Source organism: Bacillus sp. 22446 (assembly GCF_052044955.1).
GTDB classification, from domain to species: domain Bacteria; phylum Bacillota; class Bacilli; order Bacillales; family Bacillaceae; genus Bacillus; species Bacillus altitudinis.
On sequence record NZ_JBQEOD010000003.1, the window covers coordinates 241904 to 255678 of the forward strand.

Here is a 13775-nt window from a genome sequence, read left to right on the forward strand (position 1 = left end):
TTTTTGCATCATGGAGGTGAACCTATGCAAATTCCTAAATTGTTAATGGAGCAAACTTATGCGAAGCTACAAATGTCGACAACCCCTTCCAAGCAAGAAGTAGAGCAGCCAAGAGCGGAGCTTGAGATTCAGCAGCCAAGAGCTGTCATGAATATCACAAGGACACCGTCGAAATTAACCATAGATCAAACCGAGGCATTTGCCGATATGGATATTAAGTCGATTTTTAGGCGTTCTGAGGAATGGGCGGCTGAGGGGAAACGTGCGATTGGAGAAGGAATGGGACGTAGAGCGGAAGAAGGAAGTGAACTCATCAAGATCGAGAATGGTGGGAATGCGATTGCTGAGTTTGCGAAAATCAACGGCAGTCCTCCAGCAAAACAATTCAACATCGGTGTGATTCCTTCATTTTTTAGTGTGAAAATTCACTATCAGCCATCTGAACTTAAAATTGATGTGGAGCCGCAAAAAGCTATTATAGAGGCAACACCTCATAAACCAATTGTTAACTACCAGCCAGGTAAAGTTCATATTGATATGTTACAATACCCAGAATTAAAAATAGAAGTTGACGAAACAGGTCAAAATGGTGATAAGGTATAGTTAAGAAAAATGAAAAAGGTCGTGAATTATGATCATTCAAACAAAATACCATGGCGAAGTGACGATTAAAGAGGAGCAAATCATTCACTTCTCTAATGGGATACCAGGATTTCTGGATCAAAAACAATTTGTCATTTTACCTTTATCAGAAGAATCCCCATTTTTAGTTCTCCAATCTTTGGAAAATACAGAACTAGGCTTTATTGTCAGCAGCCCATTTTTGTTCTTCAATCAATATGAATTTGACTTAGAAGAATCGGTTGTAGACATTCTTGGGGTGGAAGATGCCAATGATGTGGAAGTCATGGTTATTTTAACAATGGGATCTTCTATTGAAAAAACGACAGCCAATTTAAGAGCGCCTATTATTGTGAATCGGAAAAACATGAAAGCCAAGCAGGTCATTTTGCATGATTCAGCCTATCATACAAAACATTTGCTAGAGGTGGCTTCCTCATGTTAGTTCTATCTCGTAAATTAAATCAATCGATTCAAATAGGCGACGATATTGAAGTTAAAATTATTGCGATTGAAGGCGACCAAGTAAAAGTCGGAATTGAGGCTCCTAAGCATATTGATATTCACAGGAAGGAAGTATACCTGTCTATTCAAGAAGAAAACAGCCGTGCTGCTAGCTTGTCCTTTGATCTACTTTCTCAATTATCCTCACAAAAAAAGTGAGGATTTTTTTATCCTATTTGTCTATCCTCCTCCGTGTGAAACCGTAGAAGTACACCATCTATATGAAACTTTAACAAATCGGGCCATCTATATTTAATTTAATAATTCAAAGCCGATATAAAAGATAGATCAAAGCACAGGAGCTGAATAACTATGTCTGTTGGTAAGTTGACTTCGCTAGAGCCACTGATTGATGCATTTCAAACCCGTGTTACGAATCATCAAAATGACAATGCAAACACTGATTTACAAGCAAATGGAAAAGTCGTTTCAAAAGAAGAAATTGAGAAAACGCTTCAAGGAGCAAATAAGCTGATTGAACCTACTCAATTTCATCTTCAATTTGAATTGCATGAAAAACTCAATGAATATTATGTCAAAGTCGTAGATAACCAAACCGAAGAAGTCATTAGAGAGATTCCTTCCAAAGAATGGCTTGATTTCTATGCGGCAATGACAGAGATTGTCGGTTTATTTGTCGATAAAAGAATGTAATTGAAGGGAGAACATAAACCATGGTTAATCGAATTACTGGATTTTCTAATGTATTTGATATTGATGAAATCGTCTCAAAGTTAATGAAAACTGAGCAAGCACCACTTGATAAAATGACACGTCAGAAACAAACACTTGAATGGCAAAGAGACAGCTATCGCGAGGTCAATTCAAAGGTCAAAGAATTAGATGATCTCATTGCCAAACTAAATTTAACATATCCGAGTACTTATGGCGCAAAAAAGGTCACTAGCTCCAATGAATCTGCTGTCACAGCAACTGGATCAACAAATGCTACCTCTGGCTCGATTAATGTGACTCAACTAGCGACAGCTTCCGTATTCAAATCTTCTGGTACATCTGGATTTACTGCTGCAAACGGTACGTTCGCGTTTGAGGTGACGACACCAGATTCTACGACACCCAAAACAGTGACCATTAATACGACTGATAAAGATACCCTTGATACAATCGTGTCAAAATTGAACAACGCTCAACTAGGTGTCACGGCTTATAAAGGTCAAATTTTTGATGGGACCAACTACGTAGATACAATTGCTCTGACTTCGCGTACGACTGGAGAAGGTGTCAGTATTAAGGCAGCGGATGGTGATTCTGCTTCATTTTTAACGCAATTAGGATTCCAAGTGGATGGAGATAATAAATTAGTTGCGACTACTCAAGGGCAGAAAGCGCAATACGAAATTAATGGTCTCAAAATGGAAAATAACAATAATACCTTCACGCAGGCTGGTATCACATATGAACTTAAAGGAACAACAGATAAGCCTGTCAGTTTGAACGTTTCAACAGATGTCGATGCCATCTTTGATAAAATCAAACAATTCGTTGATAAATACAATGAACTTGTTGAAGAGATCAATGGTAAAGTCAATGAAAAAAGAAATAGAGACTACTATCCATTAACAGCTGAAGAGAAAAAAGCCATGTCTGACAAAGAAGTCGAGCTATGGGAAACGACTGCGAAGTCAGGCTTGTTGAGAAGTGATTCAATTTTACGATCTGGTGCATCTAAATTAAGAAGTGATTTTTATGTTGATATTACGACAAGTGATGGGAATAAAATTCACATGACACAAATCGGAATTGCCACTTCAGATAAATATAAAGATGGCGGAAAGCTTGTCATTGATGAACCGAAGCTAAGAAAAGCTATTCAAGAAGACCCACAGAAGATTAGTCAAATATTTATGTCAGGTTCGCTAAATGTAGATTCAAAAGATAAAGATAAAGCGCAGCAGCAATATAAAGAACAAGGAATCATTCATCGTATCAAAAATTCCTTATCAGCCTTCTCGAAGAGCATTCAGACAAAGGCTGGTAGCACAACGATGGCATCAAAAGAATACGGACTTGGTAAGGACCTTGATTCTTTGACCGAACGAATGAGTACATTCCAAGATCGTTTAAAAATGGTGGAAGCTCGTTACTACAAAAAGTTTAACGCCATGGATAGTGCGATTCAAAAGCTAAACAACCAATCTGGCTATCTTTCTCAACTGCTTGGACAATAATTGGAGGTTTATAACATATGGCAATTCAGAACCCTTATGCCGCCTATCAGAAAAATTCTATTGAGACCGCAACACCGGCCGAGTTAACGCTTATGCTTTATGAAGGATGCTTAAAGTTTATTAGACTAGCAAAGCATGGCATTCAAAAAGAAGATGCTGAAATGAGAAACTTGAACCTGAAAAAGGCTCAAAACATCATCCAAGAATTAAATGTCACCTTAAATCGTACGTATGATGTATCAAAGAGCATGGCAAGTATGTATGACTACATCTATCGAAGACTGATTGAAGCCAATCTGCAAAATGACGAAGAGATCCTGAATGAAGTAGAGCAATATGTGACTGATTTCCGAGATGCTTGGAAGGAAGTCATTCAAACCGATCGAAAAGGGCGTCACCACTCTATTGGGGGATCTCTATGAGTATTGTGGACCAACTGCACGACCAAACGTTAAAAATGGCAGCGGAAATAGAGGCCAATCCGCAAAGCGAAACACTCATTGAAGACTTTGATGCTTTTTTAGTTGAGAGAGACGAACTAATGAGAGATATTCAACATGAGCTTTCCGTTCAAGAAAAAGAGAAAATCAAAGAAATCATTCAAACAGATCAATTGATGGCCAAGCAATTAACGGAGATTCAAAATGGGATCAAGGCAGATATTCAAGCCATTCAACGTAAGAAAACAAAACAGCTGAATTATCAAAATCCGTATCAGCCCATGACAAGTGACGGCGTATACTACGATAAACGGAAATAAATAGGTGAGACCTGTGGCGTATCGTTCAGATGACTATATTTTATTAACCACATATTATGACCTTCTATATACGATAGAAGAGAGTCTAAAATATTTAGATGAAATTGAGAAGGATTTTGCTAAAACAGAAGGGGATCGGATCTTTAATGATCTGATCCATGCCTTCTTTCATTTAGAGACAACACACCCGCTTCTGCTTTCAATTATTGAAAATGAGCACTTTGCTAAGACGATTCGATCGTTTGACCAAATTTTTTTAAGTTTCGATATACTAGCTTTCTATACATTCCCTTCAAATCACTTCCAGTCATTCCTTACATCATATTTTATACCTGAATATAGAAAGTGGATGGATGAAATACATGCCTGTATGAGGCCGTATGTCATTCATTAATTTTTGTTCAATTCAGACCATTCGGAGGAATTTATGAGACTAAAAAATCAATTTTTATTTGGGCTTATTGTCATATGTGTATTGTTTGTCAGTATTTTAGGATTTTCTAGCTTTATCTATTACAAAACAGATCAATCATATAAAGCACTCCTCACCAAAGAAGTAAAGCTGTACCAGACCTCACTGGAATTAGAGGCACTGCTGCAAAAGCAGGAAGCACAAATTAAAACGTATGTGGTTGTTCAGGATAGGAAAGTCTCACAAAATATTGAAGATACCTATGTTGATATTAATAAAAAAACAGGTGATGCTTTAAAACTGAGTACAGTCAAACAAGCAAAAAAATTGTTAGAAAAGATTTCTCAGAAGAATGAGCTTTATTATGAATCCACGAAAAGGCTATTTATCTCATTGAATACTAACAATCAAAAAGAATTCAACACCCGCCTCAGTCAAGAATTACAACCTATCGAACAAGAAATACATACCTTTACAAAAGAATTTGCTCAAACACAATTGAAACAGCGTGATCAAAAAATCAGTCAGCTCAATGAAGAAAGTAACCAATTATTGCTGACGCTTATTCTCGTTAGCGCAGCGATTATAGTCGGCTTTTTAGTCATTGGCACAAGGTTTGTTCATCGTATGACAAAACCGATTGTCTCTGTCACACATGCAGCAAGAAGAATGGCAGATGGTGACCTCACACTTGAAGAGATTGAAGTAACCTCTAAAAATGAAATTGGCCAGCTCGGTACGGCTTTTAACCAAATGACCGCTCATTTGCGTCAGCTCATCCTACAGGTGCAAAATGGATCAAGGCAATTAGCTGATTCTGCTGCGCAATTTGAAGAAACCATCAGTCAAACCATTTCGGCTAGTGAACAGACGTCTAGCTCGATTGAACAGGTCAGTGAAGCTTCACGTGAACAATCGGATGCAGTAGGAAAAGTAGCTTCTTCAATTCAAGAAGTTTCGACTGGTATGCATAATGCGGCTGAACATACGTCTGATGTTTCGGGTCACTCAATTTCAGTGACTGAAAAGGCTGAAGAGGGCGCATCCCTCATTCAACAATTTGTGAAACAAATGAGTTCTATTAAGGAATCTGTGAATGAACATCATTCTACAATGGCCAATGTACAAGTACAATTTACCGGCATTCAAGGCCTGCTGGGGAATATTCATGCCATTGCAGATCAGACAAATTTACTTGCTTTAAACGCAGCCATTGAAGCAGCAAGGGCTGGGGAACATGGACGAGGTTTTGCGGTTGTTGCAGATGAAGTCAGAAAGCTGGCGGAAGAATCAAGTCAGCTGACTGATCAAATTAGTCAGTTACTCGCCAACGTGAACAAAGATACTGAAAGATCGTCTCAATCTATGACGAAAGTGGAACGAGATGTAGCAGAAGGTGTGAAAGTATCGCAATTGTCTGAACAGAGCTTTCAAGAAATTCTGGAATCCATCCGTGATATCTCGATGAAAGCAGAGGAGCTTTCTGCTACGACAGAGCAAATCTCAGCTAGTACAGAAGAAATTTCTCAAACAATTGGTGTGATAGAAGAAGGAGCCAAACGAAATTCTGAGGAAACAGAGTACATGTCGGCGGCTGTTGAAGAATCACTAGCGGCGAATGAGGAAATGAAAGCAGCTGCGGAGGATTTAAAATCTTTGTCTCAATCACTGAAAACATCTATTTCATCTTTCAAGATTTAACAGTGCGATGGTCTTTTTCAAGAATCAAGCGAATATATATTCATCACCTATCAAGTAAAAGCTGAAGCACCGCAGGATTCGACAAATTTCAATAAAAATTCACATTTTTTTTACGTTTGAGCAGGAGAAAAGGAGGGAAAAGTAGAAATAAGTTTACATATCCTTAATTTTAAAGGAGGCGTTCTTTACATGAATTACAATGTCCGAGGAGAAAACATCGAAGTAACACCTGCACTAAGAGATCATGTCGAGAAAAAAATTGGAAAGCTGGAGCGTTATTTTGAGTCAGATGTTGATGCTTCAGTCAACGTGAACTTGAAATTTTACAACGATCAAGAATCTAAAGTTGAGGTTACCATTCCAATGACTGATCTAGCACTTCGAGCAGAGGTGCATAATGAGGATATGTACAATGCAGTAGACCTAGCAACCAGTAAATTAGAACGTCAAATTAGAAAACATAAAACGAAAGTGAACCGTAAATTCCGTGAGCAAGGTGCGAAAAAGCATTTATTTGCTGGAGGAAACGGTGCTTCCGAAGTAGCAGTTCAAGATGACGAAGAAATTGATGAAACAGAAATCGTCAGACAAAAACGCTTCAATCTAAAACCAATGGATAGCGAAGAGGCCATTCTCCAAATGAACATGTTAGGTCACAGTTTCTTTGTCTTCACAAATGCTGAGACAAATTTGACCAATGTGGTATACCGCCGAAATGACGGTAAATACGGACTCATTGAGCCGAACGCTTAATCATTCGTTCCTTTTGATCCGAAAATGACCTAAAAAAAGTAAACCCGTTCCCTTCATTAGGGGCGGGTTTTTTGTGCTAAATCATTGCAAATTCTTTGGAAATCAAGGAAGGTATGGTATGATAAATGCAGGTAAATATGGACCTGTCAAACTTTTGGACATGCCGAAAAATTGCATGAAATAGAGGAGCGTTATTATATGCTTGGAATCTTAAACAAAGTGTTTGATCCTACGAAACGTACGATCAGCCGATATGAAAAAAAGGCAAATGAAATCGAAGCTCTCGCTCAAGATTTTGAAAAATTATCTGACGAGGCTTTACGAAATAAAACGATCGAATTTAAAGAAAAACTTGAAAAAGGACAATCTGTAGACGACCTTTTGGTTGAAGCATTTGCAACGGTTCGCGAGGCATCACGCCGCGTGACAGGAATGTTCCCATTTAAGGTACAGCTCATGGGGGGGATTGCCCTTCATGAAGGTAATATCTCAGAGATGAAAACAGGTGAAGGGAAAACGTTGACATCAACGATGCCTGTTTATTTGAATGCTCTTTCTGGAAAAGGCGTCCACATTGTGACAGTCAACGAATATTTGGCAAGCCGTGATGCAGAGGAAATGGGCAAGATTTTTGAATTTCTTGGATTAACGGTTGGCTTGAACTTAAACAGTTTAGACAAAGATGAAAAAAGAGAAGCGTACGCTGCTGATATCACGTATTCAACAAACAATGAGCTTGGCTTCGATTATTTACGAGATAACATGGTGCTGTACAAAGAGCAAATGGTTCAAAGACCACTTCATTATGCCGTCATCGATGAAGTTGACTCCATCTTAATTGATGAAGCGAGAACACCTCTTATTATTTCTGGACAAGCTGCAAAATCGACGAAACTTTACGTACAAGCAAATGCTTTTGTTCGTACGTTAAAAATAGAAGACGATTTCACTTATGATATTAAAACAAAAAGTGTACAGTTGACTGAAAGCGGAATGACGAAGGCGGAAAAAGCATTTGGCATCGAGAACTTGTTTGACGTCAAACATGTTGCTCTTAACCACCATATCGCGCAGGCTCTTAAGGCGCATGTTGCGATGCAAAAAGACGTTGATTATGTTGTGGAAGATGGTCAAGTCGTCATCGTTGACTCCTTCACAGGACGTTTAATGAAAGGACGTCGCTATAGTGAAGGTCTGCACCAAGCCATTGAAGCAAAAGAAGGTCTTGAAGTGCAGAATGAAAGCATGACACTTGCAACCATTACGTTCCAGAACTACTTCCGTATGTATGAAAAGCTATCTGGTATGACAGGTACAGCGAAAACGGAAGAAGAGGAATTCCGTAACATTTACAATATGCAGGTTGTCACAATCCCAACCAATAAACCGGTTGTGCGTGATGACAGACCTGATTTAATTTACCGCACAATGGATGGCAAATTTAAAGCAGTAGCTGAAGACGTCGCACAGCGTTATATGACAGGACAGCCGGTTCTTGTCGGAACTGTTGCGGTTGAGACATCTGAATTGATTTCAAAACTGCTTAAAAATAAAGGCATCCCTCATCAAGTGTTAAACGCGAAAAACCATGAGCGTGAAGCACAAATTATTGAGGAAGCTGGACAAAAAGGTGCCGTCACAATTGCGACAAACATGGCGGGACGTGGAACAGACATCAAGCTTGGCGAAGGTGTGAAAGAACTAGGCGGTCTTGCTGTTATTGGGACAGAGCGTCATGAATCACGCCGTATCGATAACCAGCTCCGTGGTCGTTCTGGTCGTCAAGGAGACCCAGGGATTACTCAATTCTATCTCTCAATGGAAGATGAATTGATGCGCCGATTTGGTGCAGAGCGGACAATGGCGATGCTTGATCGCTTCGGTATGGATGACTCTACTCCAATTCAAAGTAAAATGGTCTCAAAAGCTGTTGAATCTTCTCAAAAACGTGTTGAGGGGAATAACTTTGATTCCCGTAAGCAGCTTCTGCAATATGATGATGTTCTTCGTCAACAGCGTGAAGTCATTTACAAACAGCGTTTTGAAGTCATCGATTCTGATAACTTGAAATCGATTGTGATCAATATGATTCAATCGTCTATTGAGCGGGCTGTTGGATCTTACACGCCGAAAGAAGAACTTCCAGAAGAATGGAAACTAGATGGTCTTGTTGAATTAATCAACACGAACTATTTAGATGAAGGTGCCATTTCGGTCAAAGATATCTTCGGTAAAGAAGCAGATGAGATCACCGAATTCATCATGGAGCGGATTAAAGAGAAATATGATGCAAAAGAAGAGACATTTGGCGATGAACAAATGCGTGAATTTGAAAAAGTCATCGTTCTTCGTGCAGTAGATTCGAAGTGGATGGATCATATCGATGCAATGGATCAGTTGCGTCAAGGAATCCATTTACGTGCATATGCACAAACCAATCCGCTTCGTGAGTATCAAATGGAAGGATTTGCGATGTTTGAGCATATGGTCGCTTCAATTGAAGATGACGTCGCTAAATATGTGCTAAAATCAGAAATCCAAAACAACCTAGAACGTGAAGAAGTCGTTCAAGGACAAACAACTGCTCATCAGCCTCAAGAAGGCGATGAGGAGAAAACAGTGAAGAAAAAGCCGGTGCGTAAAGTGGTGGATATCGGAAGAAACTCACCATGTCACTGCGGAAGCGGCAAGAAATATAAAAATTGTCATGGGAAGACAGAATAAGTAATGGAAAGAGGTGAAAACCTCTTTCTATTCATGTCAGCCCCCATACATCTATGAGGTGAAGGATATGGAATTAGTAGAAATTAGACAAGAGCTTGAAAATATGGCTAGCAGGCTAGCTGATTTTAGGGGGTCTCTTTGACCTCGATACAAAAGAAGCGAAAATTGCAGAGCTTGAGGCCACGATGTCAGAGGCTGACTTTTGGAATGACCAGCAAAAAGCGCAAGGTGTCATTAATGAAGCCAATGCACTGAAGGATTATGTGAATACATATCATGAGCTCAGTGAATCTCATGATGAGCTGCAAATGACGCATGATTTATTAAAAGAAGACTACGATGAGGATCTTCATGCAGAGCTTGAAAAAGAACTGAAGAACTTAACAAAACAATTTAACGAGTTTGAATTGCAGCTTCTTTTAAGTGAACCGTATGACAAAAACAATGCCATTCTTGAGCTTCACCCGGGTGCAGGTGGAACGGAATCACAGGACTGGGGATCGATGCTCCTCAGAATGTATACCCGCTGGGCAGAGCGCAGAGGCTTTAAGGTTGAAACACTTGATTATCTTCCTGGTGATGAAGCAGGAATTAAGTCTGTGACATTGCTGATTAAAGGACATAACGCTTACGGTTACTTAAAAGCAGAAAAAGGTGTCCATCGTTTAGTCCGTATTTCTCCATTTGATTCATCTGGCCGTAGACATACATCTTTCGTTTCCTGTGATGTCATGCCAGAATTTAATGAAGAAATTGATATCGATATTCGTACAGAGGATATTAAGGTGGATACGTATCGTGCAAGTGGTGCAGGGGGGCAGCACGTCAATACGACGGACTCTGCGGTTCGTATCACACACATCCCAACAAATGTCGTCGTGACGTGCCAAACGGAAAGATCCCAAATCAAAAACAGAGAACGTGCAATGAAAATGCTGAAGTCTAAGCTTTATCAAAAACGGATCGAAGAACAACAGGCGGAATTGGATGAAATCAGAGGAGAACAGAAAGAAATTGGCTGGGGAAGCCAAATTCGCTCGTATGTTTTCCACCCATATTCTCTTGTGAAAGACCATCGTACCAACACGGAGATGGGAAATGTTCAAGCGGTGATGGATGGAGATTTAGATTCCTTTATCGATGCGTATTTACGTTCAAAATTATCATAAAAACTCGGCTTCTTGCCGGGTTTTTTTAATTGTGAGAAAATATAATGAATATAAAGGAATACATATGCCATACTGACTCTATATCCTTTGTATGATGAAATTAGCAATTAAAGGGGGAAATAATTTGGGATTAAAACCATTACAAGAGACGTGGGATTTAGATGCCTTTTTTAAAGGAGGCAGTTCTTCATCAGAATTTATCACATACTTACAGCACATACAGCAGCTATTAGATGAGTTACGACAAAAGGTAGATGCCTTTTCAAAAGAAGATACACAAATTGAAAAAGAGTTAACAGCTGTCCTTGAAACGTATGAAATCACATATAAAAAATTAGCACAAGCAGGTTCATTTGTATCCTGTCTACAATCTCAAAATACAAAGGATATGAAGGCGGGCAGTCTCCGAGGGTCTATTGCCAAGCTGGAAGCTGAATTAGGAACCATTCTAGCAGGGTTTGATCAATCACTTGCTGAGATACCTACTAGCCAGTGGGAAGAATTAATGGATTCAGCCGCTTTCTCAGATGTTCGTTACATATTAAATGAACGAAGAGAACATGTGAAAGATCAACTGCCTGTTGAACAGGAAACACTCATTCAAAAACTAGCAGTAGATGGGTATCATGCGTGGGATGAACTTTATTCTAGCTTGGTGAACAAAATTACCATTCCATTTGAGCAAAATGGTGAAACACAAATGATTTCTGTAGGCCAAGCAGAAAATGCGATGGATGATTCAGACCGTGAAGTGAGAAAAGCCGTCTATCATAATTTAGAACATGCATGGACACAGGATGAACATTTGTTTGCAAGCACACTCAATCATCTCGCTGGTTTTCGTCTACAAGTATATGAAGCCAGAGGATGGGATCATATATTAAAAGAGCCCCTTGATATTTGCCGGATGAAACAAGAGACGCTCGATACAATGTGGTCTGTCATTGATGAACATAAGCAGCCATTCATTGATTATTTACAACGTAAAGCTGACATGCTTGGGGTTGATAAACTAAGCTGGTTTGATGTGGGAGCGCCTATTGGAAGTGAGACAAAAACCTATTCTTATCAAGACGCAGCCGCTTTTATTATCAAGCATTTCGCAGGGTTTGGAAAAGAGCTTGCTGCTTTTACTGAAAAAGCTTTTAATGAACGCTGGGTAGAAGCTGAGAATCGCCCAAACAAACGAGTGGGCGGTTTCTGTACGAATTTCCCTGATAGCGGAGAATCACGTATTTTTATGACCTTCTCAGGGACTCCATCCAATGTAGCGACACTAGCACATGAGCTTGGTCATTCGTTCCATCAGGAAGTCATGCAGGATGTTCGGATGTTGAATCGTAAATATGCGATGAATGTAGCTGAAACTGCGTCGACATTCGCTGAAATGATTGTGGCAGATGCTTCATTAAAAGAGGCGGCCAATGAAGAAGAGCGTCTCAGTTTGCTAGAGGATAAGCTGCAGCGCAGTGTGGCATTCTTTATGAATATTCAATCACGCTTCTTATTTGAACAACGTTTTTATGAAGAGCGCAAACAAGGAGAAGTGCCAGCTGACCGCTTGAATGAGTTGATGGTAGAAGCACAGAAGGAAGCCTTTGGCGACTCTTTAGATGAATACCATCCGCATTTCTGGGCGTCTAAACTGCATTTCCATATTACAGGTGTCCCGTTTTATAACTTCCCTTACACCTTCGGGTACATGTTCTCGCTAGGTATTTACGCAAAAGCATTGCAGGCTGGGGCATCATTTGAAGAGAAATATATTGCGCTATTAAAAGATACAGCGTCAATGACTGTAGAAGATTTGGCATATAAGCACCTAGGTGTCGACCTTACTCAAAAAGCATTTTGGGAAGAGGCCATTTCACTGGCTGTGGCAGATGCTGAAGAGTTTTTAGAAGCGACGAAGGCATAAAAAATGAAAAGCTCCCATTACGGGAGCTTCAGCGTGTAGACAAACCCTCGCATTCTGTGTCAGTCCTGCGCTTCGGTGCTCACGAATGTCAAATTCGCTCCGCTCCGATGCTCGTCCTTCCTAGACTGCAAAGGTTTTCAATCACGCTGAAAAGAAGACAAAAGGCTAAAATCAAGTTCATTTTAGCCCTTTGTCAACAATCTTGCAGCTCCCATTAAGGGAGCTTTTTTGCTGGTTTTACCCATTCCAGCATCGTCTGAACGATGTCTTTTTGTTGCGTGAGGACTGGAATGTCTGCAGGCTGATCCCCTTTTTGTTTGCCATACATGCCAAATTGAGCATGATTACCGCCTTTTATCTCATGATACACCGTTTGAGAAGGCAGCTGCTTTTTCGATTTTTTGATTTTTTCTCGTGTTGCGAGACCATCTTTTTCGCCTGATATAGATAATACTTGCAAGGAAGCCTGTTTCAAATCATCTGATGCAGGATAGGAGGCAAGGAAAAAGAGGCCGTCCAGCTTGCTTTGATTTTTCACTGCATACATAGCGGCAGCTGTTCCGCCTAGCGAATGTCCGCCAATGTACCAATGCTTGATGGCCGGATGACTTTTGAGGATATCCTCTGCCTTCTTCGTATTAAAAATCGCGAAGGAAAATGGCATGTCTGGGATAAAGACCGAATAGCCTTTCTTCATCAGCGCATTCCCTAGATAGGCATACGCAAGAGGTTCAACTTTTGCGCCAGGATATAGAATGATGCCAGTATCGCTTTTTGATGCTTCAAATGAATATACCCCATTTTTATGATCGACCTGCTCAATCTTCATCTGCTTTTTTAACGCTTCCGATGGTCCATATGTAAAGCGGCTCCATGTATAGAAAGCACCAAAAGCTAAGATGATGAGTGCAAGTAATGTAATACCGGTGATCTTCAGTATTTTCTTCATCGTATGTCCCTTCTTTCTCATGTACATATTAAATATACCATCATTTACTCTTCTGCCAAACGGCAAGTACGCTGA

Annotated in this window: 14 protein-coding genes; 13 read left to right on the plus strand and 1 reads right to left on the minus strand. The window is 39.9% G+C overall.

Features of this window, described 5'->3' with window-relative positions:
• The first annotated feature begins 24 nt into the window (after positions 1 to 24).
• The 13 genes from ACTJJD_RS08525 to ACTJJD_RS08585 all read left to right on the plus strand — a co-directional run bounded on the left by ACTJJD_RS08525 (position 25) and on the right by ACTJJD_RS08585 (position 12751).
• Positions 25 to 603 carry a DUF6470 family protein gene (locus ACTJJD_RS08525; protein WP_440608299.1) on the plus strand — a complete coding sequence of 193 codons (579 nt, stop codon included), beginning with the start codon at positions 25 to 27 and terminating at the stop codon, positions 601 to 603.
• Positions 604 to 631: 28 nt separating this feature from the next.
• Positions 632 to 1066 (plus strand): flagellar assembly protein FliW, encoded by a 435-nt coding sequence (gene fliW / locus ACTJJD_RS08530; protein WP_148779771.1) that lies wholly within the window; start codon positions 632 to 634, stop codon positions 1064 to 1066.
• Positions 1060 to 1284, plus strand: a complete 225-nt coding sequence (csrA, locus tag ACTJJD_RS08535; RefSeq protein ID WP_008348252.1) for a carbon storage regulator CsrA — start codon at positions 1060 to 1062, stop codon at positions 1282 to 1284. The genes fliW and csrA overlap by 7 nt, the downstream gene beginning before the upstream one ends.
• A 153-nt stretch (positions 1285 to 1437) precedes the next feature.
• Complete coding sequence (gene flaG / locus ACTJJD_RS08540; RefSeq protein ID WP_007499987.1) at positions 1438 to 1779, plus strand: flagellar protein FlaG; 342 nt, start codon at positions 1438 to 1440, stop codon at positions 1777 to 1779.
• A 20-nt stretch (positions 1780 to 1799) separates the two neighbouring features.
• Positions 1800 to 3314 carry a flagellar hook-associated protein 2 gene (locus ACTJJD_RS08545; protein WP_440608300.1) on the plus strand — a complete coding sequence of 505 codons (1515 nt, stop codon included), beginning with the start codon at positions 1800 to 1802 and terminating at the stop codon, positions 3312 to 3314.
• Between the two features lie 17 nt (positions 3315 to 3331).
• A complete protein-coding gene (gene fliS, locus ACTJJD_RS08550; RefSeq protein WP_008348247.1) occupies positions 3332 to 3736 on the plus strand; it encodes a flagellar export chaperone FliS in 405 nt (134 codons plus the stop codon).
• Positions 3733 to 4074, plus strand: a complete 342-nt coding sequence (locus ACTJJD_RS08555; protein WP_148779769.1) for a flagellar protein FliT — start codon at positions 3733 to 3735, stop codon at positions 4072 to 4074. Before fliS ends, ACTJJD_RS08555 begins: the two co-directional genes overlap by 4 nt.
• A 13-nt stretch (positions 4075 to 4087) precedes the next feature.
• Positions 4088 to 4468: a hypothetical protein gene (locus ACTJJD_RS08560; RefSeq protein ID WP_008348244.1), complete on the plus strand. Its 381-nt coding sequence runs from the start codon at positions 4088 to 4090 to the stop codon at positions 4466 to 4468.
• Positions 4469 to 4501: 33 nt separating this feature from the next.
• Positions 4502 to 6187: a methyl-accepting chemotaxis protein gene (locus ACTJJD_RS08565; RefSeq protein ID WP_440608301.1), complete on the plus strand. Its 1686-nt coding sequence runs from the start codon at positions 4502 to 4504 to the stop codon at positions 6185 to 6187.
• A gap of 189 nt (positions 6188 to 6376) precedes the next feature.
• Entirely contained in the window at positions 6377 to 6940 is a 564-nt protein-coding gene (hpf, locus tag ACTJJD_RS08570) for a ribosome hibernation-promoting factor, HPF/YfiA family (protein ID WP_007499992.1), read from the plus strand.
• 198 nt (positions 6941 to 7138) lie between these two features.
• Positions 7139 to 9664 carry a preprotein translocase subunit SecA gene (gene secA / locus ACTJJD_RS08575; protein WP_035701569.1) on the plus strand — a complete coding sequence of 842 codons (2526 nt, stop codon included), beginning with the start codon at positions 7139 to 7141 and terminating at the stop codon, positions 9662 to 9664.
• A 67-nt stretch (positions 9665 to 9731) separates the two neighbouring features.
• Positions 9732 to 10833, plus strand: a protein-coding gene (prfB, locus tag ACTJJD_RS08580; RefSeq protein ID WP_098680723.1) for a peptide chain release factor 2 whose coding sequence is annotated in 2 segments (ribosomal slippage) — positions 9732 to 9803 and positions 9805 to 10833 — 1101 coding nt in all. Because the reading frame shifts where the segments join, the coding sequence is not laid out codon by codon here.
• Between the two features lie 124 nt (positions 10834 to 10957).
• Positions 10958 to 12751: a M3 family oligoendopeptidase gene (locus ACTJJD_RS08585; RefSeq protein ID WP_046344580.1), complete on the plus strand. Its 1794-nt coding sequence runs from the start codon at positions 10958 to 10960 to the stop codon at positions 12749 to 12751.
• Between the two features lie 214 nt (positions 12752 to 12965).
• On the opposite strand, the gene ACTJJD_RS08590 is transcribed toward ACTJJD_RS08585, so the two are convergent.
• On the minus strand, positions 12966 to 13700 hold the full coding sequence (locus ACTJJD_RS08590) for an alpha/beta family hydrolase (protein WP_079919133.1): 735 nt from the start codon (positions 13698 to 13700) through the stop codon (positions 12966 to 12968).
• Positions 13701 to 13775: the final 75 nt, after the last annotated feature.

Coding starts and splice junctions, on each gene's coding strand:
- ACTJJD_RS08525 (WP_440608299.1), top strand. CDS start 25: ATGCAAATTCCTAAATTGTTAATGGAGCAAACTTATGCGAAGCTACAA.
- fliW (WP_148779771.1), top strand. CDS start 632: ATGATCATTCAAACAAAATACCATGGCGAAGTGACGATTAAAGAGGAG.
- csrA (WP_008348252.1), top strand. CDS start 1,060: ATGTTAGTTCTATCTCGTAAATTAAATCAATCGATTCAAATAGGCGAC.
- flaG (WP_007499987.1), top strand. CDS start 1,438: ATGTCTGTTGGTAAGTTGACTTCGCTAGAGCCACTGATTGATGCATTT.
- ACTJJD_RS08545 (WP_440608300.1), top strand. CDS start 1,800: ATGGTTAATCGAATTACTGGATTTTCTAATGTATTTGATATTGATGAA.
- fliS (WP_008348247.1), top strand. CDS start 3,332: ATGGCAATTCAGAACCCTTATGCCGCCTATCAGAAAAATTCTATTGAG.
- ACTJJD_RS08555 (WP_148779769.1), top strand. CDS start 3,733: ATGAGTATTGTGGACCAACTGCACGACCAAACGTTAAAAATGGCAGCG.
- ACTJJD_RS08565 (WP_440608301.1), top strand. CDS start 4,502: ATGAGACTAAAAAATCAATTTTTATTTGGGCTTATTGTCATATGTGTA.
- hpf (WP_007499992.1), top strand. CDS start 6,377: ATGAATTACAATGTCCGAGGAGAAAACATCGAAGTAACACCTGCACTA.
- secA (WP_035701569.1), top strand. CDS start 7,139: ATGCTTGGAATCTTAAACAAAGTGTTTGATCCTACGAAACGTACGATC.
- ACTJJD_RS08590 (WP_079919133.1), bottom strand. CDS start 13,700: ATGAAGAAAATACTGAAGATCACCGGTATTACATTACTTGCACTCATC.